The organism is Pyxidicoccus sp. M6, from assembly GCF_055568925.1.
Genome location: NZ_CM145714.1, coordinates 7,383,232 through 7,408,734, shown reverse-complemented (window position 1 = coordinate 7,408,734; position 25,503 = coordinate 7,383,232). Strand labels below are relative to the sequence as shown.

Below are 25,503 nucleotides of genomic sequence, written 5' to 3'. Positions count from 1 at the left end.
AGGCTCAGGGCTGAAAGGCGACCTCGCGCAGGCCGCGTCACCACGCTGTCCACGGCCCGGGGCAAGCTCAGGTCCGAGCCTTCACCGGGCTGCGATCAGGGGCGGACCTCGATGAGGCCGAGTGCGCCGGGGACGCCGTTGCCGGCGGTGAGGTTGAGGAGGGCGGGGTCGCAGTGGCTGGGGTCGATGTACGCGTGGTACTCGTTCACGCCGGTGGTGTTGACGAACTTCTGGCGGTAATTGACCGGGAACGGGTTGTCGTAGCCGCGGAAGCGATCGCCGAGGAACTGGGCGGCGTGGTCGGCGGCGGTGAGGCGGCGGAGGTGGAGCTCCTCGGACCACTGGGACAGGTTCTTCGAGTAGCAGGTGTCGGGCCGCGGGCAGGCGGTGCAGGCGGGGAGCGCGAGCCGCACCGGCGCATCCGGATCGTCGAGCGGCACCGCGGTCTGGCCCATGCCGCGGCTGCGGCGGATCTGCCAGATCGCGGTCTCGTACAGCTCAATGAAAACCGCGTTGCTGTTGTAGACGAGGTTCATCAGCGTCGACTCGACGTGGGCCGGGCTGAACACGCCGTTGTTGGTCTGGAATCCGGTGAGCTGCGGCGGGTAGTCGATGTTGTAGGTGAACCACGGCAGGGACGGGAACGGCGTGAACGGCGCCGGGTCGCGGTCCTTGCCCTGATCGACGATCCAGCGGTTGGGGCAGCCGGCGGTGGGATCGGAGGGCGTGGTCTTGGCGATCGGGAAGTCCGCGACCTTCGCGCCGACCGCAGCCGGCAAGCCGGCAGGCTCGGCTTCGAGCATCGGCAGCTGGTGGGTGCACGCAGCCCTCGGGCCGATCTCCGGATCGGTGAAGCCGAGCGGCGATTTCTCCTCTCGCAGCGGCTGGAGGCCGCTGTGCTGGGGCACGAACAGCTTGCCGGCGACGGGGTCGGTCCCGGCGAACCCGGCGGTGGCGAAGCGCCCGTCGCCAGCCTGGTTGAGGACGGTCTCTGCCTGCTTGGTGCCGCGCGGGTAACGCGCGCTGCTGCACAGGTCGGTGTTGAAATCAGCGATACTCTGATATGGCGGCAGCAGCGGATCGGGCTCGAGCGGAGCGATATCGAGGAACACGTTGTGCGGGGTGGCCGGATAGGGGGTCTGGTCGCTGGTGCAGTACTCGGCGGTGCCGGCCACCTGGTCCTCGTTGACCTCGAACACCAGCGCGGCCGGGTCCTCGAGCATGTTGGCGCAGTCCGGCGGCCTCACCCAGCTCGGGCCGACGCTCGAGGTCGTGCAGACCTGGCCGGCCTCGAAGCCGGCGTTTGCCTTGTAGGTCGGCTTGCAATCGGTGCGGCAGCCGTCGGTCTCGTCGGCGTTGCCGTCGTCGCACAGCTCGCCGAGGTTGGCGTTGACCACACCGTTGCCGCAGCCGCCAGGCGGGCCGGCCGCTGGCGGGCCCGCGAACTCCAGATTCTCGCGGTACAGGTGGTCGCCCATGAAGCCGCCGGTCGCGTGGTCGGCCCGCGGGAAGCCGCCCTGGAGGAGCTGGTAGCCCATCGACTTCTCGCCGAAGAAGCTGTTCATGATCTGCTGCTCGACCGTGGCGTAGTAATCGAACAACTGCTGGGGCTCGTAGCCGGCATCGCGCCAGGTCTTGGTGTTGCATTCGCACTCGCTCGTCTTGCGGGCGCCGTTGGCCTTGAGGGTCTTGAAGACGTCGAGGACGCGGTCGCCCTCGGACGTGGCGGTGCTGCTCTTGGGGTCGACCTGGTGGTCACCGAGGTTGACGTACTGATCGTCGCAGTGGTGGGGCAGCTCCGCCTCCGACGACTGCAGGTTGGCGCCCGAGATCTTGATGTGGGCGACCGCCTGGTGCCAGCGGGTGTCGGTGGCGAGGTGGCCGGCCAGCCGGGCGATGAAGCCGGCGTAGAGGTCGCGGTAGTGGGGGTCGCCGGGGGCGCCGATCCGCATCCGGTTGCCGCAGCCGTCGCCTGGCGGCTGCTCGCCGTAGTAGTCGACGAACTCGAGGTCCTCGACCTGGCCGGCGCCGGGCGGCGCGTCGCCGACGCCGTAGGCGCACGGACCGGGCGCCGCACACCACGGCGCGGCGTGGGCGTCGTCCTGGTCGAGGGCATCGTCGTTGCGCAGCCAGTCGGAGAAGATCCAGTCGGGGGTGCCGAAGATGCCGGCGCGGATGTCGAGGGTGACCAGCTTGCCGTGCTTGATGGCGCGCTCGAGCTCGCGCTCGAGGTGCTGCCAGCGCTCGGTGATGACGCCATTGTCGTCGTATTGGAGGTCCTTCCAGTTGTAGCGGAGGACCACGCCGGTGACGTCCTCGTTCTCGTAGGTCGAGGTGAGCAGGCCGTTGTAATAGACGCCGGGCGCGATGGTGACGGGTTCGGCGGGATCGGGGGCAACCGGCTCGCAGTGGTCGCCGGCGCCGTCGCACCGTAAGGCGATGGCGTTGCATAGCCGGGACTGGGCGCGGGTGGTGAGATCGGCGACCGGGTTGGGCAGCGGCACCTCCCAGCCGTTGTCGCCGCTGGTGATCGCCGCGTCGGAGTAGTCGTACTTGTAGACAGCGATCGGGTTGCCGAGCCCGTCGCTGATCGTGACGTCGTGGGCGGCATCGTTGAGCGCGCTGCAGCTCTCGGTGGCGACGATGCCGGGGCGGATCTCGTCGGCCTCGGCGCTCGGGATCTCGATCTTGCTGGTGTTGTTGCCCTCGGGGCCGAGGGCCCAGATGCCGGAGAGGGCGCGGCGGCCGGGGCCGGTCAGCTCGTTGGCGTTGATGCCCTCGTAGGCCTGGCGGTAGGCGAAGACCGGCGCGACGAACGCGGGATCGTCGGGGTTGGCTCCCTTCGAGCAGACGGCGTCGGTGTCGACCGCGCCGAGGACGCCGCCGGGCGCGAGGGCGGGGGTCGAGAGGCGGGCCACCGCGTCGGTGCGGCGGAGGCCGACCCACTCGACCGAGTCGCCATTGGCGATGCTGACGACCTTGGGCGAGAAGGTGCCGTCGGGGAGGACGGTGACGGTCTTGACCGCCGCCATGGCCGGGGTGGTGGCGAGGGTCAACGCGAGCGAGGCAGCGAGCGCGCGCGCGCCGCGGGAGACGTGACGGTCGGGGCGCGCCGTGCGGTAGGGCGTGGCGTGGCGCTGCCGATGGCGACGTATGTGACGTGGATTGGCTGCACTCTTCAACCTATCGAGCAATCCCATGGTTGTGTCCTCTGTGGAATGGAGGAGGGCGAGCCGCCGGCCTCAAGGGATAGACGCGCCCGCGCCTCGCTGTGATGTCGAGCGGGCGTCGTGAGCCGGTCCTGGTTTGGTGGCGGGCCTGCTCCTGGACTCAGGTCCGGCGGAAGATGGGGCGGCCGGTAGTCCCAGGTGGTGAAGGGCAAGTGGAGGGGAGCGCCGTCTCAACGGGCCTTGGCCAACTCCACGGCGTCCGCGCCGGCGGGCTGGCGGATGGGGCTCGACGGATCGTTCACCACGCGCCAGATCACCTCTGCCACGTCGAGCGACCGGGTGGATGGCCCCGGGCTCTGCCCCGTGATTCTCTCGAAGACGCTCCGCGCGAAGTCGGAGTACGCCTCGGGGACGGCGACGCCCTGCTTCTGCATCTGAGCCTGTGCGTTTTGAGCAAAGGATGTCTCCCTGGCCTGCCCCGGAAGCACGAGGCTCACCCGCACATTGAAGGGCTGGAGCTCCAGCGCGAGCGACTCGGTGAACGCGTTGAGCGCCGCTTTGCTCGCGGTGTACACGGCAAGCATCGGGAGCGGCTTCAGTGTCGTGCTCGACGAGACGTTCACGATGACACCTGTCTTCCGTTGCCTGAACTGAGGCAGGAACGCATGCGTCACCGCCATCGCACCGAACGTGTTCGTTTCGAAGGTGGCGCGGACCGTTTCCATCGAGGTGCCCTCGAAGACACTCAGCAGTCCGACGCCCGCGTTGTTGACCAGCACGTCGATGGGGCCGGCGGCCTCCACCGTCTTGCGAATGCTCTGCGGGTCGGTGACGTCGAGCGCGAGCACGCGCAGATGCTCGGACCGGGGCAACACGTCCTCGCGCGGCGTGCGCATCGTGGCGATGACCTTCCAGCCGCGCTCGAGGAAGTAGCGGGCGGTTTCGAGGCCGAATCCGGACGAGCATCCAGTGAGCAAGATCGTTTTCATGGCGTCTCCTGTGGGTGGTGGTTTCAGTGGCCCAGACGATAGGGAGCGGAGACCGGACGTGCTACAACAGGAAGTCCGCGTTTCATTTGCAGGAGTCCGGTAATGGTCGATCCGCTCGCGGAAGTGGTCACACTGCTCCAGCCGGGCGCTCCGTTCTCGAAGCGGGTGAGTGGGGCAGGGCGGTGGAGCGTTCGGCGCGCGGAAGCCGGGAGGCCCTTCTATTGCGCGGTGCTCGAGGGTGCGCTCCGCCTTGCGGTCGACGGACGAGCGCCGATGATCCTCGAGAAGGGGGACTTCGTTCTGATTCCGTCGGCGTTCGACTTCACGGCGTCGAGCCTCGAACCGCCAAGAGGGAAGCGCGACACCGCGCACGTCGTGTTGCCGGATGGAGAAGTCAGACACGGCAACTCAAGTGGACCGCCTGATGTTCGGATGCTGGTGGGGTACTGCGTCTTCGCATCCCCGGACGCGAGCTTGCTCGTCCCGCTTCTCCCACAGCTCGTGCACGTTCGCGGCGAGCGGAGGCTCTCCACCCTCGTGGAGCTCGTGAGAGAGGAGTCCCGCGAGCGGCGGCCCGCGCGCGAGGTCATCCTCGCCCGCCTTCTCGAGGTTCTTCTCATCGAAGCCCTCCGCTCCACGGCGGGCACCGCGGCGTCGCCCGGCCTCCTGCGCGGGCTCGCCGACGAGCGCCTTGCCGTCGCGATACGACGGATGCATGAGCGCCCGACCCAGGCGTGGACCGTCGCGGAGTTGGCGAAAGAGGCCGCGCTGTCCCGCTCGACGTTCTTCGAGCGCTTCAGTCGCGCGGTGGGAGTTGCCCCAATGGAGTACCTGCTCGGCTGGCGCATGGCCCTGGCGAAGAACCTGCTGCGGCGCAAGGAAGTCACCGTCGCCGAGGTCGCGGAGCAGGTCGGCTACAGCTCCGCGAGCACCTTCAGCGTTGCCTTCACTCGCCACGTCGGACTGCCACCAACGCACTACGCGCGGGAGCAGGCGGAACTGTTACACCCGTGACCTGGCTCTCGCGATGAGCGAGGACGTGACACAGCAAGTCGATGCCTCGTCGCTGGTATGCGGCGCGGCGCAGTCGCTCGACGAGTCTGTCGGCTTCCTTCGAGTCAGTGGAGGCCCACGGGCAGGTCCGGGTTCGCCAGCACTGCGTCCAGCAGTCCCACCAGGTCCGCGTCCAGCGCCTCCGCGGTGGCCGGCTCGAACAGGTCGGTGTTGAACTCCAGCACGCCGGAGAAGCCTTCGGGTGTCTCCGTCAGCGCCAGGGTGAGCTCGTAGGTGACAGAGCCGCGGCTGACCTCGACCGGCGTCACGGAGAGGCCCGGAAGCTCCAGCGGCGAGGCGGGAGCGTTCTGCAGGACGAACATGGCCTGGAACACCGGAGACCGGTTCGCCGGCGGCTCCACTCCGAGCGACGCCATCACCAGGTCCAGGGGGACTTCCTGGTGGGCATAGCCCGCCAGCGTCTCCTCGCGCACCCGCTGGAGCAGCTCGCTGAATCCCGGGCTCCCGTGCAGGTTGATGCGCAGGCACAGCCCGTTGACGAACATCCCGATGAGCGGCTCCAGCTCCGGGCGGAGGCGGTTGGCGATGGGCGAGCCGATGACCACCTCCTCCTGCCCCGCGCGCCGGGCCAGCACGATGCCGAAGGCCGCCAGCAGCGCCATGAAGGGCGTCACCTGCTCGCGGCGGCAGAGCGCGTGCAACGCCTGGCTGCGCTCTCCCCCCAGATGGACCGGCCGTTGGAGCCCGTTGAACGTACGCACCGCCGGCCGAGGCCGGTCCGTGGGAATGTTCAGCAGCGTGGGCGCCCCGGCGAGTGCCTTCTGCCAGAAGCCGAGCCGCTCCCGCAGCTCTTCGCCGGACAGCCAGTCGCGCTGCCACGCCGCGTAGTCAGGGTACTGGATGGCCAGCGGCGCGAGCCCGGCCTCTCCACCGGCGACGATGGCCGTGTAGAGCCGGCCCAGCTCGCGCGCGAGGACGCCCATGGACCAGCCATCCGCCGTGATGTGATGCATGCAGAAGAACAGCAGGTGCTCCTCGTCCCCCAGCCGCAGCAGCGACGCATGCAGCAGCGGGCCTCGCGTCAGGTCGAACGGACGCAGCGCGGACGCCAGCATGTCGCGCATCGCCTCCTCCTCGCGGTCCTCCCGTCCTCGCAGGTCCACCTCCCGGAGCTGGAAGTCGGCCGGCGGCTGAATGCGCTGCACGGGCACGCCCTCCTCCTCGGAGTAGGTGACGCGCAGCGACTCGTGCCGGGCGATGAGGGCCTGGAAGGTCGCCTCGACGTGGCGTGGCTCCAACCGGCCGCTCAGCCGGAACGCGCGGGGGATGTTGTAGGCGCTGGACGCGGGCGCCCGCTGGAAGAAGCGCCACAGGCGCTCCTGGGCGAAGGACACGCGCAGCGGCCCCTCGCGAGGCACCCGGCGCAGGGGCGGCACCGGCCGTGCGAGCACCACCGGCGGCTCCGCGCGGGAGATGTGCCGCGCCAGTTCGGCCACCGTGGGCCCCGCGAACAACGTGCGCAGCGAGATCTCCACTCCGAGCTCGGCACGAATCCGTGAGACGACCTGGGTGGCGAGGAGCGAATGGCCGCCGAGGTGGAAGAAGTTGTCGTGGATGCCCACGCGCTCCATCTCCAGGAGCGTGCCCCACATCCGGCACAGGGCCTCTTCCGTGAAGGTGCGCGGAGGCTGGTAGCTGGACGCATCCCCCCGGGCCGGCTCGGGCGAGGGCAGGGCGCGGCGGTCCACCTTCCCGTTGGGCGTCAGCGGCAGCGCGGGCAGCAGGGTGAAGGAGGCAGGCACCATGTGCTCCGGCAGCCGCTCTCGCAGCCAGGTGCGCAGCGAGGCCTGGGCGGGCGCCTGCCCGCGGGCGACGACGTAGGCGGCCAGCTTGCGGTCCCCTCCGACCTCCAGCGCCACCACCGTGCAGTCCTTCACGGCCGGGTGCTGGCGCAGTGACTCCTCGATCTCCCCCAGCTCCACCCGGAAGCCGCGAATCTTCACCTGCAGGTCGACGCGGCCCAGGTACTCGATGCGGCCGTTGGGCAGGTAGCGGCCCAGGTCTCCCGTCTTGTAGAGGCGGGCGCCGGGCCGGGCGCTGAAGGGGTCGGGCACGTAGGTCCGCGCGGTGAGCTCCGGGCGGTTGAAGTAGCCGCGGCCCAGTCGCTCGCCCGCGACGTAGAGCTCTCCGGGAACTCCGATGGGCACCGGCCGCAGGTGCCTGTCCAACAGGTAGATGGGGCCGTTCGTGATGGGGCGGCCGATGGGCACGGGATGGCCGAGCGACGGAGGCGCGTCGATGGCGTGGAAGGTGGAGAAGACCGTGCACTCGGTGGGGCCGTAGCCGTTGAGCAGCCGGCGGGGCGGGCCGTGCCGGAGCACCTCGTGCAGCGCCAGCGGGTCCGCGGCCTCACCTCCGAAGACGAGGGTGTGGACGTGGCGGAAGGCGTCCGGCACCTGGCGCGCCAGCAGGTGGAGCACGGCGGTGGTGACGAACATGACGGTGATGGCCTCGTCCCGGATCTGCGCGGCGAGTTCCTGGGGCTCGCGCGCCGGGTCGGCGGTGATGCCGACGAGGCGGGCGCCATGCAGCAGCGCGCCCCATATCTCGAAGGTGCTCGGGTCGAAGGAGGCGTTGGAGGCCTGGGCGACGCGGTCCCCTGGGGAGAAGCGGACGAAGTTCGTGTGGAAGAGCAGGGCTGAGATGCCGCGATGGAGGATGGCGCTGCCCTTGGGCCTGCCGGTGGATCCAGAAGTGTAGATGACGTAGGCGAGGTTGTCGGGGCAGGCGGTGGAAGGAAGCGGAAGGGCGGAGTGCCGGGAGAGGGCGTCCCCATCGGCGTCGATGCGGACGATGGGGCCCGGGAACGGCGGCAGGTGCTGGAGCCTGGCGTCGTGGACCAGCAGGAGCGCCACGCGGGAGTCCTGGAGCATGAAGGCCAGCCGCTCGGCGGGGTAGGACGCCTCCAGCGGAAGGTAGGCGCCACCCGCCTTGAGGATGCCGAGCATGCTGACGATGAGGTCAACGGAGCGCTCGACGCACAGGCCGACGAGGACCTCGGGGCCCACGCCGAGCGAGCGCAGGTGGCGGGCGAGCTGGTTGGAGCGCGCGTCGAGCTCCCGGTAGGTGAGGCCGTGGGCGCCGAAGGAGACGGCGACGGCGTCCGGAGTCCGAGCGGCCTGCCGGGAGAACAGCTCGTGGACGCAGAGGTCGCGGGGGAAGTCGGCGGAAGCGCTGTTCCACTCGTGCAGCAGCAGGTGTCGCTCGCCGGGCGTGAGCAGGGGGAGCGCGGCGAGCGGCTGGCGCGAGTCGAAGGCCGCGGCCTCGAGCAGCACCTGGAGGTGCCCGGCCATGCGCTCGATGCGCGCGTCATCGAAGAGGTCGGTGTCGTACTCGAAGGTGGCGCGGAGGCCCTCGGGCGTCCTCGCCATGTAGAGGACGAGGTCGCACTTCGTCGTCCCGGTGTTCACCTCCCAGGACTCCGCCGTGGCGGTGAGCTGGAGCGCGGCGGACGGGGCCGCCTCCAGGGTGGGCGCGTTCTGCAGGACGAACATCACCTGGACGAGCTGGGCGTGGCTGAGGGTGCGCTCCGGCTGGAGGGCCTCGACCAGCTTCTCGAAGGGGAGCTCCTGGTGGGCGAAGGCGCCGAGGGTCACCTCGCGCACACGGGCGAGGAGATCGACGAAGCGGGGGTTGCCCGACAGGTCATTGCGCAGGACGAGCGTGTTGACGAAGAAGCCGATGAGCCCCTCTACCTCCGGCCGGATGCGTCCGGCGATGGGGGAGCCGACGACGAGGTCCTCCTGCCCGGAGTAGCGGTGGAGGACGGCGCAGAAGCCCGCGAGGAGCGTCATGAAGAGCGTCGTGCGCTCCTTGCGGCTGAGCGCGTCGACGGCCAGCGCCGTCTCCTCGGGGATGTGGAAGGTCCGCCGGGCGCCCTTGAAACGCTGGACCGGCGGCCGGGGACGGTCGGTGGGAAGCGCGAGGAGCGTGGGGGCACCGGCGAGGCGCTTGCGCCAGTAGGGAAGGAGCCGCTCCCGGGCCTGTCCCGGCATCCACTGGCGCTGCCACGTGGCGAAGTCCGCGTACCGGAGGCTGAGCTCGGGGAGGGACGAAGGCCGGCCGGAGGAGAAGTCCGAGTAGAGCGTCCGGAGCTCGCGCATGAGGATGCCCATGGACTGGCCGTCGAACACGATGTGATGGACCGTGAGGAGGAGCCGATGGTCCTGTGCGCCGACCCGCAGCAGGGTGCCGCGGAGGATGGGGCCCGTGCGGATGTCGATGGGCAGGTGCGCCTGCTCGGTGGCGATGCGGGAGGCCTCCGCGTCGCGGGCGTCCACGGGGAGGTGGCTCAGGTCGATGACCGACAGGGGGAAGGGATGCGGTGACGCGATGCGAGCGACAGGGCCCGAAGCCGTGGAGGCGAAGGTGGCCCGGAGCGACTCGTGACGGCGGAGCACTTCGTCGAGGGCGCGCTGGAGCACACCGAGGTCGAGCCGCGAGGTGATGCGGTAGAAGATGGGGATGTTGTAGGTGGCCGTCCCGGGATGGAGATGCTCCATGAACCAGAGGCGCTCCTGCGCGAAGGAGAGCGGGGCGTCGCTTCCGTGCGAGCCGGGGTGGAGCTCGAGGTCCTGTTCCGGAACCGCGGCTCCCCGCGCGGACTCGATGGCCTCTGACAGCTCCGCGATGGTGGGCGCATCGAAGAGGGTGGGCAGGGGAAATCGCAGGTGAAAGAGCTCGTTGAGCCGCGAGACGAGCCGGGTGGCGATGAGGGAGTGGCCGCCGAGCTGGAAGAAGTCGTCGTGGATGCCCACGCGCTCGACCTCCAGCATCACCTTCCAGAGCTCGCAGAGGACCTCCTCCGTCGGCGTGCGCGGGGGCTGGTAGCTGGCATTCAGGGAGGCGAGTGTCATCGGGGAGTCCTTCACTGTTGGGGACAGGTTTGGGGAGACCGCGGCACGCGTGGCGTCACCGGCTCACTTGTGAAGCGCGGCGGTGGCGCCGTCAGCGGAGACGACCTGGATGCGTCGTGGACGCTCCGCGAGCCGCAGGAGGCGGGAGAGCGCCTCGGACACGTGGTCCGTGGAGCGCCCCTCGTCCGCCACCGTGAGGATCATTTCGTAGTCGTCTCCCTCCGCGCCGGGGACGACCTGGGTGCGCGCGGTGAGCACGCCGGGAAGCGTGGTGGCCAGGCGGCGCACGGAGGCCATGGAGATCTTCTCGCTGCCCCGGACGATGAAGTCGGAGAGCCGTCCCTGGAAGTACAGGTAGCCCTCCGCGTCGATGTCGAAGATGTCCCCCGTGGCCAGCAGGCGGGGGCCACGCCAGGCGTTCAGCTTCTCGCCCTCCACCAGTCCGATGCGCCGCTTCATCAGCGTGTCCGAGGACACCAGCAATTCCTTCTGGCCGCCGGGGCCCCGGGGGACGAGCGACACCTGCGTCCCCGGGAGCGGCAGGCCCACGGAGGCGAAGCGGTGGGCCGGCTCGGCATGGGCCGCCAGCGTGGCGACGCGCGGCCCGGCCTCGGACAGGCCATAGGTGAGGTACAGCTCCCCTCGGGGCCGCGAGCGCAGCAGCCGCGTCACGTGCTCCGGAGAGAGGACGTCCCCGCCAACGCCCAGGGAGCGCAGTTCCTCTGGGAAGACTCCGCCCTGCTGGAGCAGCGAGCGCACCAGCAGCGGCGTCAGGGCGGACACGGTGACGCCGTGCTCGGCCAGCAGTCGCAGGTACGCGGCGGGCTGGAAGGGAGGCCCGCTGATGACCAGGTCCGCGCCCCGCAGCAGCGAGGCGAAGGCCTGGGCGACCATGGAGTACGAGTAATAGAGCGGCAGGTGCACCAGCACGGTGTCCCCGGCGCGCAGGCCCACGGCGTCCGCGTGACGGTTCGCGTTCCGGAAGAGGGCGTCGAGGTCGAACACGCAGCCACTGGCGAAGCCAGAGGTGCCCGAGGTGAGCAGGACCATCTCTCCGGCCTGGGCGCCCGGCGGCTGCACGTCGGGGAACAGGGCCACCTCGGCCCCGCCCAGCGCGAAGCGCTCCACGTCCCGGGCATGAGGTGCCGGGCGGCGCATGGCGACCAGTGCGCGCGCCGGGAGCGACTCCACGAGCGCGTGCTGCCGCGCGGCGGGCGCGGAGGGAGATACCAGCGCGGGCACTCCTCGTGCGGCGAGGATCGCGAAGACCTGGGCCAGCAGCTCCGCCCCGTTCGGCAGGGCCAGCAGGACGACATCCCCCGGCCGCAGGCCATGTGTTCGCCAGGAGGCCGCGAGCCGCTCCACCGAGAACTCCGCCGGGGCGCCGGACTCGGTGGTGAGGTCCCGGACGCGGTCCAGGAACGCTTGGATGGATGGCAGGGAGATGCCCGCGAGGTCCGTGGCGGTTTCAGTCATGGGTGCGCGGCTCGGGGGAGAAGGGTCTTCACCAGGAGCGCCGGGGCCACGCCCGGGCCGTTGCCCCGCGAGAGCACCGCACAGGCGGCGCGGGGTGGGCCGCCGGGCACGGAAGCCGCCGTCCCGATGAGCGCGTAGTCGACGACGCCTCGCGCGAGCCAGGCGGCGGAGAGCGCCAGGGCGATATCGGCTCCCTCCGCCACGGGCAGGGTCAGGGCGAGCGTCGGCCCGCGGAGGCCATGGACGATGCAGGCCAGGCCCGTGGGCGCGCTCGGGGTGGCGGCGGGAAAGCGGATGGGCGAGGCAATGCCGCGCAGCGCCTCGCTCGCGGCCTGGGACAGGGCCTCCGCTGGAGCCTCGGGGCCCACCTGGATGAGCGAGCACCGCTCCACCGCGCCCCGGAAGTCCTCGCCCAGCGACTCGGTGGCCTCGCCAATGGCGAGCACGAGGGCCCAGGCCATCGGGTCCGCATAGCGCACGGAGGCCTTCACCCGCGCCGCGTACGGGTTGGGCTCATCGCCCCATGCCGCCGCGCTGCCACGGATCACGAGGGACGTCTTCGCGAGAGGAGACAGGCTCATCGAGGGACCTCGAAGACGAGCGAGGTGTCGAAGCCTCCGAACCCGAGCGTGAGGCTCAGTCCGATTCGCGCCTCGTGCCGCACCGGCCGGCCCATGGGGAGCGGGCAGGGGAAGTCCGCGTCGGGCTGCTCCAGGCTGGCGATGGGAGGCACCACGCCCTCGCGCAGCCCGAGGATGAGGGCAATCGCCTCCATGGCGCCGGTGGCGCCGAGGGTGTGGCCGAAGGCGCCCTTCGTCGCGAAGACCAGCGGGCGCGGCCCCGATCCAAAGACAGCGCGGAAGGCCTCTGCCTCCGCGCGGTCATTGGCGGGCGTGGCCGAGCCGTGAGCGTTGACGAGCCCGATGTCTCCTGGCGCCACCCCCGCGTCCGAGAGAGCGCGCTCCATCGCCAGCCGGGCCCCCATGGCGTCGGGGTCCGGAGAAGTCATGCTCGCCGCGTCGTTGGCCGAGCCCGCTCCCCGGAAGACGGCGAGCAGCGACGCCGAGCGGCTCCGCGCATGAGCCATGGACTCCAGCACGAGGAAGCCAGCGCCCTCGCCCAGCAGCATGCCGTCATGCCGGACGTCGAAGGCACGCGGCCGGGTAGGGGACATGGTGGACAGCGCCGAGTGCGCCAGCCGCTTGCTCTGCGTGAGGACATCCACGCCGCCGCAGACGCACACGTCCGCCGCACCGGAGCGGATGAGCTCCGCGCCCACGAGGATGGCATCCGCGCCCGAGGAGCACGCCGTGGAGAGACAGACCGGTGCCGCGCACGCCCCCACCGTGCGAGCCACATCATCCGCCCAGGCATGGAGCGGCGCCTCCCGCTCGCGCGGCTCGTCGAGCCAGGCTCCCAGGCTCGTCCCCAGCACGAAGCGCGTGCGGGGACTGCCCGCCTCAAGCCCTGCCTCGGTCAGCGCATGGCGCAGCGTCTCCACCGCGAGACGCCGCAGCCGCGCCGCGGGGCCGTCACTGGCGTGAGGAATGGCCGCGGCCAGCGCGTTCCTCAACCGGCGCGGAGAGGCCACCTCGACGAAGCCGTGCTCGCCGGCCAGCAGCCGCCGCCACACGTCACCGAGCCCGTGGCCGAGGGCCGTGCTCCACGCGGCCCCACTCACCACGACGGGCGCTACCATAGCGGCGAGCCCAGCTCCGAGACCTTGGTGCGCACGAGGCTGGCGCGGAACGCCGCCACACGTCGGCCCTCCACCGTCGCCTTGCCCGAGTAGACGAAGAGGCCTCCGGCCAGGCGGCTCACCTGGACGCGCAGGAGCACCTGGTCACCCGGCACGACGACCTGGAGGAACCGGCTCTCCACCGAGCCAATCAATGTCAGCTCATCCTCCGCCAGCATCGACGTGCTCATCTGGTAGAGGATGATGCCCGCCTGGGCGAAGGCCTGGATGAGGTTGCTGCCTGGGTAGATGGCGCGCTCGGGGAAGTGGCCCGCGATGCAGTCCAGGTTCCCCGAGATGGAGATGAGAGCGTCGAGGAACTTCCCGGGCTCATGGTCCACGATGCGGTCCAGGAGGATCATCGGGTGCCGGTGGCGGAGCCACTGGCGCAGCTCGGTGAAGCCCAGGGGCCTGGGCTGCCGCGCCGCTTCGCTCACGGGGAGGGTGACGGCTTGAGGGCGGCGCTGAGGGTTTGTGGAATGCATGAGGGAACTCCGCTCTCTCGGTGGATGACAGCCATGTCCAGACTTCCTGATGCGAGCAGCACCGGCTCGGGCTCCTGGCCCTCGCGGTAGACCTTCACACCCAGCTTCAGACTCGCGGGGCCCACGTGCTCCAGGCTGGCCACCAGTCGCAGCCAGTCCTGGAAGCGCGCGGCGGCGCGGTACGTGATGCGCAGCTCGCGCACGCGCAAATCCAATCCCTGTCCTTCGAGCAGCCCCAGCCCCGTGCCCCGGCGCTCCAGTTCCTCCAGCGCCGCCGTCTCCAGCAGCGAGGCGTAGCGCGAGAAGTGGACGACCCCGGACGCATCGGTGTCGACGTGCTCCACCCGGTGGCGCAGGGACGTCATGACTCCGCCTCGATGAAGCTCCGGGTCCCCTCGCGGATGCGCTCGACGATGAGCCGCAGGTCGTCCTCGCCCGCGATGAGCGGCGGGGCGATGCGCATGGCGGGCATCAGGTAGCGCAGCCCGTGGGAGCGCCGGCCCGCTCCGGCCATGAACTCCACGAAGACGCCGGCCTCGAGGAGCCGGTGGCGCAGCCGGGTGAGGCCGCCGGCGGCGCGCTCGGTCAGCTCGATGCCGTTCATGTAGCCCAGGCCGCGGACCTCCAGGAACAGCTCCGGGAAGGCCTCCACCACGTCGCGCCGCAGCCGGGCGCGCAGCTCCTCGCCCAGCGCTCCAGCGCGCTCGATGAGGCGCTCCTCCTCGAGGTACCGGAGGCCGGCGCGCATCAGCGCGGAGGTGAGGGGCCGCAGGTCCGACGTGGACACCGCGCCGCTGGAGCGCACGGACAGCTCGCGCCGCGCGATGACCATGGACGTCGAGACGGCGCCCATGCCCAGGCTCTTTCCGATGACGGTGATGTCGGTGGGGATGGGCCCTTCGTCATCCGTCATGGCGAAGAAGCGGCCCGTCTTCGCGAAGGTGAGCACCTCGTCCGCCACCAGGAGCACGCCGTGCTCGCGGCACAGCCCGGCCAGCCGCCGCAGATATCCCGGCGGTGGCACGAGGATTCCGGCGTCACCCTGGATGGGCTCGACGAACACCGCGGACAGCTTCGAGCCCTGCTCAGCGAAGAAGCGCTCCAGGACCTCCACCTGGCCGAAGGGAAGGAATGCCACGTCCAGGCCGAAGGGCGGCTCGGTGGCCGGCGGAGGCAGGCCCACCCGGTAGTGCCGGCGGTTGAGCAGGGGCACCAGGCCGCCCGTCCACCCATGCCAGGCGCCCTCGAAGGCCAGGACGGTCCGCCGTGTCTCGTGTCCCGCCTTCACCGTCAGACGCCGCCGGTCGAAGCCGGACTCCAGCACCAGCCGCAGCGCGAGCTCCAACCCCTCCGAGCCGGAGTTGCGGCCGCTCGCGTGGTACTCGCTTCCCGGGAAGCGGTCCGCCCAGCGGCCTCCGGGGCCGAACAGCTCCTCCAGCAGCCGCGTGCGCTCCAGCGAGCCCAGCTCGTCCGTGACGTAGCCGTGCGCGAGGCCTTCCCGCAGCGCCTCCTGGAGGCAGGGATGGCCCGCGCCCAGGCACGCGCTGGCGTAGCCGCCGCTGGCGTCCAGCACCTCCAGCACCCGGCCCGCGTCTTCACCTTCCAGCGGCACCATCCGCTGCACGAGCCCACGCGCTTGCAGACAGGCGAAGGGCAGGCGCCCGCCGCCGTAGTGGTCCATGTGCAGGGACAGACCGGCGCGCAGCCGCTCCAGCTCCGCGGCGTCCAACCTTCCACCTGGCGCGGGCACCCTCACCACGCGCCCCCCTGCGACTGGGTCTTCAGGCTCACGATGAGCGACACGATCTGCTTCACCGTGCGGAAGTTGTCCGAGTTGAAGTCCTCGTCGGAGATGCGGACGTTGAACTCGTCCTCGCAGATGACGCGCAGCTCGAGGAACCCCACCGAGTCCAGGCCGATGACGGACTGCAGGCCGTCATCCGCGCCGATCTGCTCCGGGGGGAGCTCGACGAACAGGTTGTTGATGAGAATCTTCTTGATGCTCTCCGTCAGCTCTTCATGCATGGCTGGAGTTCCTCTCGAGTGTGAGTACGAGCTTCCCGATGTTGCGGTTCGCCTCCATGTCCGCCAGCGCCGCCCCCACGTCCTCCAGCGGGTAGCGCGCGTGGATGACGGGACGCAGCTCGCCCCGGGCGAGCACCTCCATCCACCGCTGGCGGAAGCGCTCATTCACCTCGCGCTTCTCGCGCATGGGCCGCAGTCGCAGCGACGAGCCCTTGAGCTGCAGGCGCCGCTGCACGACGCGCAGCAGGTCCACCTGCGCCGTCATGCCGTCCAGGAGCCCCACCAGCACCAGGCACCCCTCATGCGCCAGCACGGACAGGTTGCGCTCCAGGTATGCGCTTCCCACGAAGTCCATCACCAGCGGGACGCCCTCGCCGCGCGTCAGGCGGAGGACCTCGCGGACGAAGTCCTGCTCCCGGTAGTTGAAGACCGCGTCGGCGCCCAGCGCGCGCAGGGCCTCCACCTTCGGCCACGTGCCCACCGTGCAGTACGTGGTGGCCCCCGCGTGCCGGGCCATCTGCACCATGGTGGTGCCGATGCTGCTGGCGGCCGCGTGGATGAGCACCGCCTGTCCCGGCTGGAGCTGTCCCAGCGCGAAGAGCGTCTCGTTGGCGGTGAGGCAGGACTCCGCGGTCGCCGCCGCCTCCGCGAAGCTGAAGCAGGAGGGGATGGGGTTGGCCATGCCCTGGTCCAGCAGGCAGTAGTCGGCCAGCCCGCCACCCTCCACCACGCCGAAGACACGCTGTCCCCGGGTGAAGCCCTTCACGTCCTCGCCCCAGTCCTCCACGGTGCCGGCCATCTCCACGCCGGGGATGGAGGACTGGCCCTCGGGGACGTGGTACTCGCCCTGGCGTTGCAGCAGGTCCGCGCGGTTGAGCGCCGTGGCATGCACCTTCACCAGCAGCGCCTCTCGCCCAGGCACCGGCCTGGGGACTTCGCGCAGCTTCACCACCTCCGGCCCGCCGGAGCCTTCGAAGATGACGGCCCGCATGGCGTCAGTACCTCGCCCTTTCCTCGACGGCCCGCTCGCGGGTGGGCACCAGGAAGCTGCGCTCGAAGGAGAGGAAGACCTCGCCCTTCGACGTGAGGCCCACCGTCTCGCAGGTGATGATTCCCTCGCCCGTCCGGCGGGTGGAGAGCCGCTTCGACAGGATGCGGCTCTCCGCGTAGAGGGTGTCCCCCGCGAAGACGGGATGCGTGAGGCGGATCTTGTCCCAGCCGAGATTGGCGGTGGCCCTACCGCTCGTGCTGCGCACGCTCATCCCGCAGACGATGCTGAACGTCACCAGGCTGGAGATGAGCGGCCGGCCCCACACCGTCTGCTCGCAGTACGCGGCGTCCAGGTGCAGCGGCGACGGGTTCATGCTCAGCGTGTTCATCAGGACGTTGTCGGCCTCCGTCACCGTCCTGCCGGGCCGGTGCTCGAAGACGTCGCCCTCGGTGAAGTCCTCGAAGTGGAAGCCGATGACTTCCCGGTACCGCTGGGGACCAACCTGCTTGTAGCCGGTGATTCCGGTGCCCTCCATGGTGCATGTCCTCGTGGCCCACGAGCGGGCGTCAGAAGTGGGAGAGGATGTCCTTCACGTCGGCGCAGAAGGTGCGGACCTGCTCTTGCGTCATGTCCGCGCGCATCATCACGCGCACTCCCGCCTCGCCCCGGGCCACCACGGGGAAGAACACCGCCGAGCAGTAGTAGCCCCGCTGGTACAGCTCCGAGGACAGCCGGATGGCGCGCTCCTCCTCGCCCACCTGGATGAGGCGGATGGGCATGCCGTTGCCGGCGTGCGCCGAGGGGAACTCGCTGTCGAAGAGCTGGATGTTGCGCTGCAGTTGGTCCTGGAGCTGGCGCAGCTCGGGCGAGCGGTGCAGCTCGATGCTGGCCAGCGAGGCGCCCAGCGAGGGCACCTGGAGATTCTGCGACCAGGCCAGCGGCCCCGCGTTCCGGTAGAGGAAGTCGAAGATCTTCTCGCTGCCCAGCATGGCGATGCCGCCCGAGCTGCCGAACGCCTTGGCCAGCGACGCGACAATCATCGTCAGCGGGTTCATCTTCAGACGTGAGCGCACGTAGCCCTCGCCACGCTCGCCGGTGATGGAGAGCGAGTGCGAGTCGTCGATGTAGAGGAACAGCCCGTAGCGCTCCTGGAGCTGCAGCAGTCCCTCCAGCGCCACCAGCCCGCCCATGGAGTAGGCCCCGTCCGCCACGTAGGCCACGCGGGGGTACTTCTTGCAGACGTCCTCCAGGTAGTTGAGGTCGTTGTGCGGGCTCGTCAGCACCAGGCTCTCATCGCCGCAGATGGGTTTGATGTAGGCCATGGAGAAGTGACAGAAGCGGTCGAACACCATGACCCGTGGCTGGCCGTCCTCGGTGACGTGGCCGGAGGCGAGCAGCGGGAGGATGCCCGCCGTCAATGCGCTGCACGTGGCTCCCGGCAGGGTGGGGCAGCCGTACAAGTCCCTCAGCCCCTCCTCCATGCGCGCCATCATGTTCAGGCGGATGCGCAGGGTGGACATGGCCAGGCTGTTGGTGCCCGCCTCCCGCAGCGCGTCCATGGAGCCCTGGAGGATCTTCGGATGGTGGTTGAGGCCCAGGTACGAGCACGAGCACAGCGTCATGAACTCGTGGCCCGTCCGGGTGTCGATGAGCTGGTTGTTCGACTTGAAGTCCACCTTGATGCCGATGAGCCCGTTCTCCGCGGCGTGCTGCCAGCCACGGTCGCCCACGGCGATGAGCTTCTCGTTGTTGCGGTAGCGCCGGGGACCCAAGACGCTCTGCGCGCTGCTTGCTTCCATGTGGACTCCTCCTGGGGGCAGATGGCCTGCGGGGTGGGGGACGCGCCGGGGTTCAGCCCTCCTGGGGGCCAAACTCCTCGAGCGTGCGCTTCGCCGCCTCGATGAACGGGGCACCCATCATGGTCCCCTCCACCACGCAGATGTTGAAGTCGCGGGCCTGGCTCTCGGTGACGATCTTCCGCGCCTTGCGCAGGGTGTTTTCGTCCGGAGAGAAGGCCTGGTTGATGAGCTCCACCTGGCGCGGGTGGACCGCGGCCTTGCCGCTGAAGCCCATGCTCCGGGCCAGCCGGCACTCCTGGCGCAGGCCCTCCACGTCCGCCATGTCGAACAGCGGCGAGTCGACGACCTGCACGTTGGCGGCCCGCGCCGCGGTGACGAGCCGGGAGCGCGCGTAGTGCAGCGGCTCCCAGGAGAGGGACGCGCCGATGCTGAAGGAGAAGTCCGCCGAGCCGAACACGAGCGCCTTGAGCCTCGGTGTCGCGCAGGCGATGGCGTGGACGTTCTCCACCCCGCGCGGCGTCTCCACCAGGGCGAGCAGGTCCACCTGCGCGCAGGCGGGGCCGAGCACCTGCTCGACGATCTCGAGGTCCCTCGGTGACTCCACCTTGGGGACGAGCACCGCGTCGGGCTTCACGGCATAGGCGCGCAGGGCGAGCAAATCCTTGAGGCCCTCGGGACGGGTGACAGTGTTGATGCGGATCGCGAGGCGGCTTGGGCCGCGAGGGACGGAGAAGAACGCCTCCGCGTGCTGCCGCGCGGCGTCCTTGTGGCTGGCCGCCACGGAGTCCTCCAGGTCCACCAGGCTGATGTCCGCGCCGGACTGCTGCCCCCGTGAGAAACGGTCCACGGCCAACGCTGGAGTGAACAGGATGGAGCGGCAATACCGGGTGAACTTCATGGCTGCCTCCGGGGAAGGGCCTGCCCTGCGCGCACCCGTGGCGAGACGGCCCGGTGAGACATGGGCGGTCCGCTCGAGGCGCGATGGCTGGATGAGTTTCTGAGTACTCCCGTCATTCCGAGGCGTCAAGCGAGACATGCAAATAATTGCCGAAAATCATTGATATGTCTTTTCACATAGACATACGTGTCTCTACGTTTTGATATGTGTTTTTGACGCCTCCGGAGATTTGCACCCCGGAAGCAGGGCCCGCGGAACGGTGATGCAGCGGGGGCAGGGCGGGCCGTTGACGGATGTGCCAGGCGTCGAGTGGTGGGCGCGGGGAGCGGCGGTGGTGCAGCCGGACACCTGGGCGGGCATTGGCGCGATCGAAAGCTCGACCGACACCATCGCCATACGCACTTCTACGTACTGTGAGACGGGCAGTGGCGGGCGGTGACTTCGCGGGCGAAGGCCACGAGTCTCGACGCCTGAAGCACTGCCTTGCCGAGGGCTCAACCCCGGCATCTTCGGCAGCTCGCTCTACAGGTCCTTCGACGCGCAGCGCCAGAGGGACCTGGAGCCCATGCCCACGGATGCGGACGAGGTCCTCATCGTCCGCGGCTCACGGGGCACCGACTGGGGTGACAACGGCTGCCGCGACAGTCAACGGACTCCGCTCGATGATTCCGCGCGCTGCGCCTCCGCGACCGGGAGCCTTTCCGCGCGCAGACGGCGCATGCGACGATGGCTGATCGTCAAGCCGTCGATTCCACCGGATGCCGCCCGCGTGAACGTCACCGTGCCGAGCGAGCAGACGAAGCGGTCCCCGCCGATGGCGTCCAGCATGACCTCGTCCCGGCGTGGCCAGCGAATCGCCAGCCTGCCGTCCGCGACGCGCACCGTGTAGGTCATGTCGACCTCGTCGCTGCGGTACTTCCCGGCGAACGCTGCCAGTGCCGAGTCCGTGGGCATGGGTGCGGTCACGCGGATGAAGTCCCTCGTCGTCGGCCAGGTGTCCCTGATGCTCAACTCGCGCGGGGCATTGGCCACCGGTTTCGAGAAGCGCCACACGTGCATCGACTCGCCCGGGCGGAACGCGCCATTGCCGATGGGCACGAATGCCGTGGGCTCGCCGACCTGGCGCAGCGCTCCGTCCTTGAGCTCCAGCCGCACCACTGCATCCGTCAAGGGACTCCAGTAATTGCCGACCAGCGCCAACAGCTCCGCCTCCGGCACCTTCACGGCGGGCGGCATCACGTTCTTCAGGAGCCCGCCCAGATACACCTCGGCCACCTTCCGCGTGAGGTCCGAGGGCGAGATCGTGCTGTTGTTGCACAACGCGACGATGGACAGGCGCTGGTCTGGGAAGAGGATGGCGTCCGAGCGGTAGCCGCCGTCCATGCCGTCGTGGCTCACCATGCGCAGGCCGCGATGATCCTCCAGATGCAGGCCGCCGCCGTAGAGGGTGGCGGTGCCGTCGTTCAACCTGCCGGAGGTCTGCATCAACGCAATCAGTTCCGGCCCGCCGACGCGCCCGTCGAGCAGGTTCTGCTCCCACTTCAGCAGGTCGACAATCGTGGAGAACAGCTTGGCCGAGTCGTTATGGGGGGCGCTGATCCGCCAGCCGCCGCCTTCGCGGGGGATGTAGGCCGATGCTCGCCGGGGCACGAGCGCGGTGTGGTCGTCGTAGATATGGGTGTCGGCCATGCCGAGTGGCTTGAAGATTCGCTCGTCGGCGAACGCTCGCAGCGACTTGCCGGACACGCGCCGCACGATGACGCCCAGCAGCGTGTACGCGGCATTGCCGTACACGATCTCCGAGCCCGGAGCGAAGCTCAGACTGCGTTGCCGGGTCAACGCCCAGAGGACGTCCGCTTCGGTGTACAGGTCTTCGCCGCGCCAGCCGGCCAGGTTCAGCAATTGGCCTTGTTCGCGCAGGCCGTTGGTGTGGTGCATCAGGTGGGCGATGGTGATCGTCTTGCCGAAGTCGGGCATCTCCGGCAGGTGCTTGCGGATGTCGTCGCCCAGCGACAGCTTGCCTTCCTGCGCCAGCAGCCCGATGGCAAACGCGGTGAACTGCTTGGTGATGGAGCCAGTGTGGAAGACGGACTGCGGCGTGATGGGTACGTCGTACTCCAGGTTCGACATGCCGTAGCCGCGCGCGTAGTCCAGCTTGCCGTCGCGGGAAATCCCCACGGCGCAGCCGGGCATGGTCTTGCTGCTCCATGGCGCGAAGATGGCGTCCACTTGCTTGTGGCGCTCGGCGGGCAGCGAGCCCTGGTGACGCTCGGCGCCTTCACCCGCGGCGGCGAGGGCGGGGGCGAACGTCAGACCGAGGAGCAGGAACGACGACACGAGTGACTTGCGTGGCATGGCGTGCCTCTGTGGCAACGGGGTTGCAAGAGACAGAGCCCGCGCGAGCACCATGTGGGGGAATGTTCAGCCGGTGGTGACGGGCATGCGGCGAACGGGCACCCGTGTGCAGCGAACGGGCGGCCATACGCAGGCCCGACTTGACGCAGTGTTGCTACCTGCGCACGTGCATGGCTCTCCTTGCGTCCCGTGCCGGGCCCCGATAGTCGAGGGCGCACACCCAGGGGCAAGGAAGGGTCCACGACATGGAGTTCAGACAGCTGGGCGGTTCAGGCTTCAAGGTCCCCGTGCTGAGTTTCGGCACCGCGACCTTCGGCGGCAGCAACGAGTTCTTCCAGGGCTTCGGCACCAGCGGCGAGTCGGGGGCCACGCGGCTCGTCAGCATCTGCCTGGAGGCGGGGCTGAACATGTTCGACTCGGCGGACGTGTACTCGAACGGGCTCGCCGAGGAGATCCTGGGCAAGGCCATTCGCGGCCGGCGGGACCAGGTCATCATCTCCACCAAGGCGACATTCCGCGCGGGCCAGGGGCCCAATGACGTGGGCTCGTCGCGCCACCACCTGCTCCGCGCCGTCGAGGCGAGCCTACGCCGGCTCGGCACCGACTACATCGACCTCTTCCAGCTGCACGGCTTCGACGCCGTCACGCCGGTGGAGGAGACGCTCAACGTGCTCGATGACCTCGTGCGCGCGGGCAAGGTCCGCTACATCGGCTGCTCGAACTTCTCGGGCTGGCACCTGATGAAGTCGCTGGCCGTGTCGGAGCGCTACAACCTGGCGCGCTACGTGGCCCACCAGGCGTACTACTCGCTCGTCGGCCGGGACTACGAGTGGGAGCTGATGCCGCTGGGCCTGGACCAGAAGGTGAGCGCGGTGGTGTGGAGCCCACTGGGCTGGGGCCGCCTGACCGGGAAGATTCGCCGGGGCCAGCCGCTGCCAGAGGGCACGCGCCTTCAGAACGCTGTCACGGCACAGGGCGGCCCGCAGGTGCCGGAGGAGTACCTCTTCCGCGTGGTGGACGCGCTGGACGAGGTGGTGAAGGAGACGGGAAGGACGGTGCCACAGATTGCCATCAACTGGCTGCTCCAGCGGCCCACCGTGGCCAACGTCATCATCGGCGCGCGTGACGAGACGCAGCTGAGGCAGAACCTGGGTGCCATTGGCTGGAACCTGACGCCGGAGCAGGTGGCGAAGCTCGATGCCGCCAGCGCCGTGGCACCGGCCTACCCGTATTGGCACCAGCGGCAGTTCAAGGAGCGCAACCCGTTCCCAACGCCCTGACCATCACGCACCGGAGCCTGCCGGACCCCTTCGAGCAGGAGCTGACGGTTGCCAGGATGCTGGGAGTCCTGTCGTTCCTCGTTCCCAGCACCCCGCGCTCCGGCGTCAGCCGGCGAGTGAGGTCACGATCAACGCGTCGATCATCCTCGCCGTCTCCTCGAAGATGGGGGTCGCGATTCCCTTGAGGGTGCCATCCACGTCTCCCGTTCCGGTGACGACGCCGATGGACGTCCACGTGGAGCTCCGCTCGACGAGCACGGGGCCGCCGCTCATGCCATGAGCGGTCGCGTCCGCCGCGTAGTACAGCACGGTGTTCCTCTTCTTCTCGGCCGTCACGGCGCTGCGGTACACCTTGCGGTCGCCGTCCTTCACCTTCGCGCTCAGGCCACCAGCGATGGTCGCGGCCGTCTGGAGCGTTTCACCGACCGTGGTCAGCGACAGGGGCGCATTCGAGCCGCCTGCCTTCCCTGCGAGAATCATCACCGCGAAGTCGAAGGCGGGGTTGTCCGGGTGCTTGTCGTAGCCGTCGGGAATCGCGTACCGGAGGGTTCCGTTGTCGCGCGTGGCGATGGTGTGGACGTCGCGGTCCCCGTAGACGGTGAAGTGGACCTCCTGCAGCCCCGCCTTCCGCAGGTAGACGAGGTTGTGGGCGGCGGTCAGGACGATGTCCTTGCGGTTCGGATACGCCGCCGTCTTCAGGAGGTACCCGGTACCGACCCACTTCTTCGTCACTCCGAGCTCTTCGTAGAAAATCTCCAGCACGCCGACGACGGTGTACGGGTACTGCACGGGCGCGAGAGTGGGGGCCATGGCGGAGGTCCTTGCAAGTCATCAGGTTCAAGGGGACCCGAAGGAGCCCCTTCCTCCTGACGCTGGATGCAAGGTCCTGTGAAACCCGCCGCTGACCGCGACTTTCCAGGGACTTCGCTTGCAAGGTTATTCTTGGGACGGTGGATTGGTTGGGCCCAAGAGGTGAACGTGGAGTCGCCTGCGTATTTTGTTGTTCATGGTCGTTTTCGCGGCGGAACGCTGGCTGGAGTCGTGAAGTGGTGTGTTCAGGAGCTCGGGCTCTCCATGTCTGAGGCCATGGGGCTCGTGGTGAACAAGAAGTCCGAGGGCTCGTGGCTTCAGCTGTCTCGAATGATGGGGTGGAGCGACATCCCGGGTTTCGTACAGCGGGTCCCTGACTTCGTCGTCGAGGACAGCTTGTGCGTTATCGAGGCTGACGCAGTTCCCGGCCAGCTCTTGTCGCACTGCGAAGCTCATGACGTTTTCTACACGAGCAAGGCGTGCCCGGTGTGTTCTGGGTTCTATATGGACACAGTGAGCGGCGGGAGGCATGTCGCTGCGTCGCGCGTGGCTGTTGGAACCTGGCGTGGTCGTGGCGGTGCCCATTGATACTGGCTGTCGAAGAGGGAAGGGTGAGCCCCGACGGCAGGGCGACCCGTCCCGCATGAACCTGCAGCAGGTGGCATGAAGACTGCTTTGGGTGCCCCGAAGCATGCGGGAGCATCTCGCGCCGCAGCCCCTGAACCTGTCAGGCCGGGAGCACGATGAAGCGGGTCCCCGCCGAGACGAGGGCGGACGGCGGCAGTCCGAACATCGTGCGGAAGGCCGTGCTGAAGTGGGCGGCGCTGGAAAAGCCGGCGGCATGGGCGGCCTCGGTCAGGGTTCCACCCTCGGCAAGTGCACGGGCCGCAACCCGCATGCGGACCCAGGTCCGGTAGCGCCGGAACGGCACGCCGGTCACCTCCCGTATGAGGTGCTGGGCTCGGGACACGGACAGCGCCAGGCCCGCGGCCACGCGGTCGAGGCGGCACTCCGCGGCATCCAGTCCCTCCACCACCAGCTCCAGCTTCCGGAGCGCCGACGTGATTCTCCGGTCCGCGCGCGTCCTCGACGGCTCCACCATGCCGCCGAGGACGTCCAGGACCCGCCGTCCCGCCGCCGCCGGCTTCGCGGCCCCAAGGCGTAACAGGGCCGCGACGGCCTCCGCCGTGCCGGCATGCTCGAGCAACACCCCGCTCCGGGTGTGCTGGCGCCACCCCGGCCCTCCCGTGGCGGCGATGTCCACCGGGTCCAGGTAGAGGAATGCGATGGCACCGCTCCCGGCCGTCAGATGGTGGTGCGTGTTGGGCGGGATGAGAGCGGAGCGGGCTTCTCGCTGACTGCCTCCGGTCGCCAGGGTGAATGGCTCGCCCAGGCTGAGAACGACACAGGCCACCGCGTTCCGGTGCGGCGCGAGGCGTAGCGACGGGCCGACATACGCGGAGCGGACCGCGGACAGGAAGACCACCGGCGCCGCGGTAGCCGGTTCTTGAAAGCGGGGGCGTGAGGCGATGCCGTAGGACATGGGCTCCACCACGC

Annotated in this window: 19 protein-coding genes; 2 read left to right on the top strand and 17 right to left on the bottom strand. The window is 69.4% G+C overall.

Features of this window, described 5'->3' with window-relative positions:
• Nucleotides 1–95: 95 nt before the first annotated feature.
• Entirely contained in the window at nt 96–3,200 is a 3,105-nt protein-coding gene (locus ACVTJA_RS29090) for a hypothetical protein (protein ID WP_465824503.1), read from the bottom strand.
• A gap of 200 nt (nt 3,201–3,400) precedes the next feature.
• On the bottom strand, nt 3,401–4,159 hold the full coding sequence (locus tag ACVTJA_RS29085; protein WP_465824501.1) for an SDR family oxidoreductase: 759 nt from the start codon (nt 4,157–4,159) through the stop codon (nt 3,401–3,403).
• Nucleotides 4,160–4,261: 102 nt separating this feature from the next.
• Here ACVTJA_RS29085 and ACVTJA_RS29080 point away from each other — a divergent pair, with 102 nt between their 5' ends.
• Nucleotides 4,262–5,173 (top strand): AraC family transcriptional regulator, encoded by a 912-nt coding sequence (locus ACVTJA_RS29080; RefSeq protein WP_465824499.1) that lies wholly within the window; start codon nt 4,262–4,264, stop codon nt 5,171–5,173.
• Nucleotides 5,174–5,277: 104 nt separating this feature from the next.
• Here ACVTJA_RS29080 and ACVTJA_RS29075 read toward each other — a convergent pair whose 3' ends face one another.
• The 13 genes from ACVTJA_RS29075 to ACVTJA_RS29015 form a co-directional block, all read right to left on the bottom strand.
• Nucleotides 5,278–10,089, bottom strand: a complete 4,812-nt coding sequence (locus ACVTJA_RS29075) for an amino acid adenylation domain-containing protein (RefSeq protein ID WP_465824497.1) — start codon at nt 10,087–10,089, stop codon at nt 5,278–5,280.
• 63 nt (nt 10,090–10,152) lie between these two features.
• Entirely contained in the window at nt 10,153–11,565 is a 1,413-nt protein-coding gene (locus ACVTJA_RS29070; protein WP_465824495.1) for a class I adenylate-forming enzyme family protein, read from the bottom strand.
• Nucleotides 11,562–12,146: a coronafacic acid synthetase gene (locus ACVTJA_RS29065; RefSeq protein WP_465824492.1), complete on the bottom strand. Its 585-nt coding sequence runs from the start codon at nt 12,144–12,146 to the stop codon at nt 11,562–11,564. Before ACVTJA_RS29065 ends, ACVTJA_RS29070 begins: the two co-directional genes overlap by 4 nt.
• The gene (locus ACVTJA_RS29060; RefSeq protein WP_465824490.1) at nt 12,143–13,264 is read right to left on the bottom strand and encodes a beta-ketoacyl-[acyl-carrier-protein] synthase family protein; all 1,122 of its coding nucleotides are present in this window, start codon (nt 13,262–13,264) and stop codon (nt 12,143–12,145) included. The genes ACVTJA_RS29065 and ACVTJA_RS29060 overlap by 4 nt, the downstream gene beginning before the upstream one ends.
• The gene (locus ACVTJA_RS29055; RefSeq protein WP_465824488.1) at nt 13,258–13,788 is read right to left on the bottom strand and encodes a 3-hydroxyacyl-ACP dehydratase FabZ family protein; all 531 of its coding nucleotides are present in this window, start codon (nt 13,786–13,788) and stop codon (nt 13,258–13,260) included. Before ACVTJA_RS29055 ends, ACVTJA_RS29060 begins: the two co-directional genes overlap by 7 nt.
• Nucleotides 13,737–14,153 (bottom strand): acyl-CoA thioesterase, encoded by a 417-nt coding sequence (locus tag ACVTJA_RS29050; protein WP_465824486.1) that lies wholly within the window; start codon nt 14,151–14,153, stop codon nt 13,737–13,739. The genes ACVTJA_RS29055 and ACVTJA_RS29050 overlap by 52 nt, the downstream gene beginning before the upstream one ends.
• Nucleotides 14,150–15,517, bottom strand: coding sequence for an aminotransferase class III-fold pyridoxal phosphate-dependent enzyme (locus ACVTJA_RS29045; RefSeq protein WP_465824484.1), 1,368 nt, complete (start codon nt 15,515–15,517; stop codon nt 14,150–14,152). The genes ACVTJA_RS29050 and ACVTJA_RS29045 overlap by 4 nt, the downstream gene beginning before the upstream one ends.
• A 23-nt stretch (nt 15,518–15,540) precedes the next feature.
• Nucleotides 15,541–15,813 (bottom strand): acyl carrier protein, encoded by a 273-nt coding sequence (locus ACVTJA_RS29040; RefSeq protein WP_465824481.1) that lies wholly within the window; start codon nt 15,811–15,813, stop codon nt 15,541–15,543.
• On the bottom strand, nt 15,806–16,804 hold the full coding sequence (locus ACVTJA_RS29035) for an NAD(P)H-quinone oxidoreductase (RefSeq protein WP_465824479.1): 999 nt from the start codon (nt 16,802–16,804) through the stop codon (nt 15,806–15,808). Before ACVTJA_RS29035 ends, ACVTJA_RS29040 begins: the two co-directional genes overlap by 8 nt.
• Before the next feature lie 4 nt (nt 16,805–16,808).
• A complete protein-coding gene (locus ACVTJA_RS29030) occupies nt 16,809–17,339 on the bottom strand; it encodes a MaoC family dehydratase (protein WP_465824477.1) in 531 nt (176 codons plus the stop codon).
• Between the two features lie 31 nt (nt 17,340–17,370).
• Complete coding sequence (locus ACVTJA_RS29025) at nt 17,371–18,603, bottom strand: aminotransferase class I/II-fold pyridoxal phosphate-dependent enzyme (RefSeq protein ID WP_465824475.1); 1,233 nt, start codon at nt 18,601–18,603, stop codon at nt 17,371–17,373.
• A gap of 52 nt (nt 18,604–18,655) precedes the next feature.
• On the bottom strand, nt 18,656–19,501 hold the full coding sequence (locus ACVTJA_RS29020) for an HpcH/HpaI aldolase/citrate lyase family protein (RefSeq protein ID WP_465824473.1): 846 nt from the start codon (nt 19,499–19,501) through the stop codon (nt 18,656–18,658).
• A gap of 645 nt (nt 19,502–20,146) precedes the next feature.
• On the bottom strand, nt 20,147–21,856 hold the full coding sequence (locus ACVTJA_RS29015; protein ID WP_465824471.1) for a serine hydrolase domain-containing protein: 1,710 nt from the start codon (nt 21,854–21,856) through the stop codon (nt 20,147–20,149).
• A 245-nt stretch (nt 21,857–22,101) separates the two neighbouring features.
• Here ACVTJA_RS29015 and ACVTJA_RS29010 point away from each other — a divergent pair, with 245 nt between their 5' ends.
• Nucleotides 22,102–23,136, top strand: coding sequence for an aldo/keto reductase (locus ACVTJA_RS29010; RefSeq protein WP_465824469.1), 1,035 nt, complete (start codon nt 22,102–22,104; stop codon nt 23,134–23,136).
• Nucleotides 23,137–23,241: 105 nt separating this feature from the next.
• Here ACVTJA_RS29010 and ACVTJA_RS29005 read toward each other — a convergent pair whose 3' ends face one another.
• Nucleotides 23,242–23,946, bottom strand: coding sequence for a trypsin-like serine peptidase (locus ACVTJA_RS29005; protein WP_465824467.1), 705 nt, complete (start codon nt 23,944–23,946; stop codon nt 23,242–23,244).
• A 727-nt stretch (nt 23,947–24,673) separates the two neighbouring features.
• A complete protein-coding gene (locus ACVTJA_RS29000) occupies nt 24,674–25,489 on the bottom strand; it encodes a helix-turn-helix domain-containing protein (protein ID WP_465824465.1) in 816 nt (271 codons plus the stop codon).
• Nucleotides 25,490–25,503 lie beyond the last annotated feature (14 nt).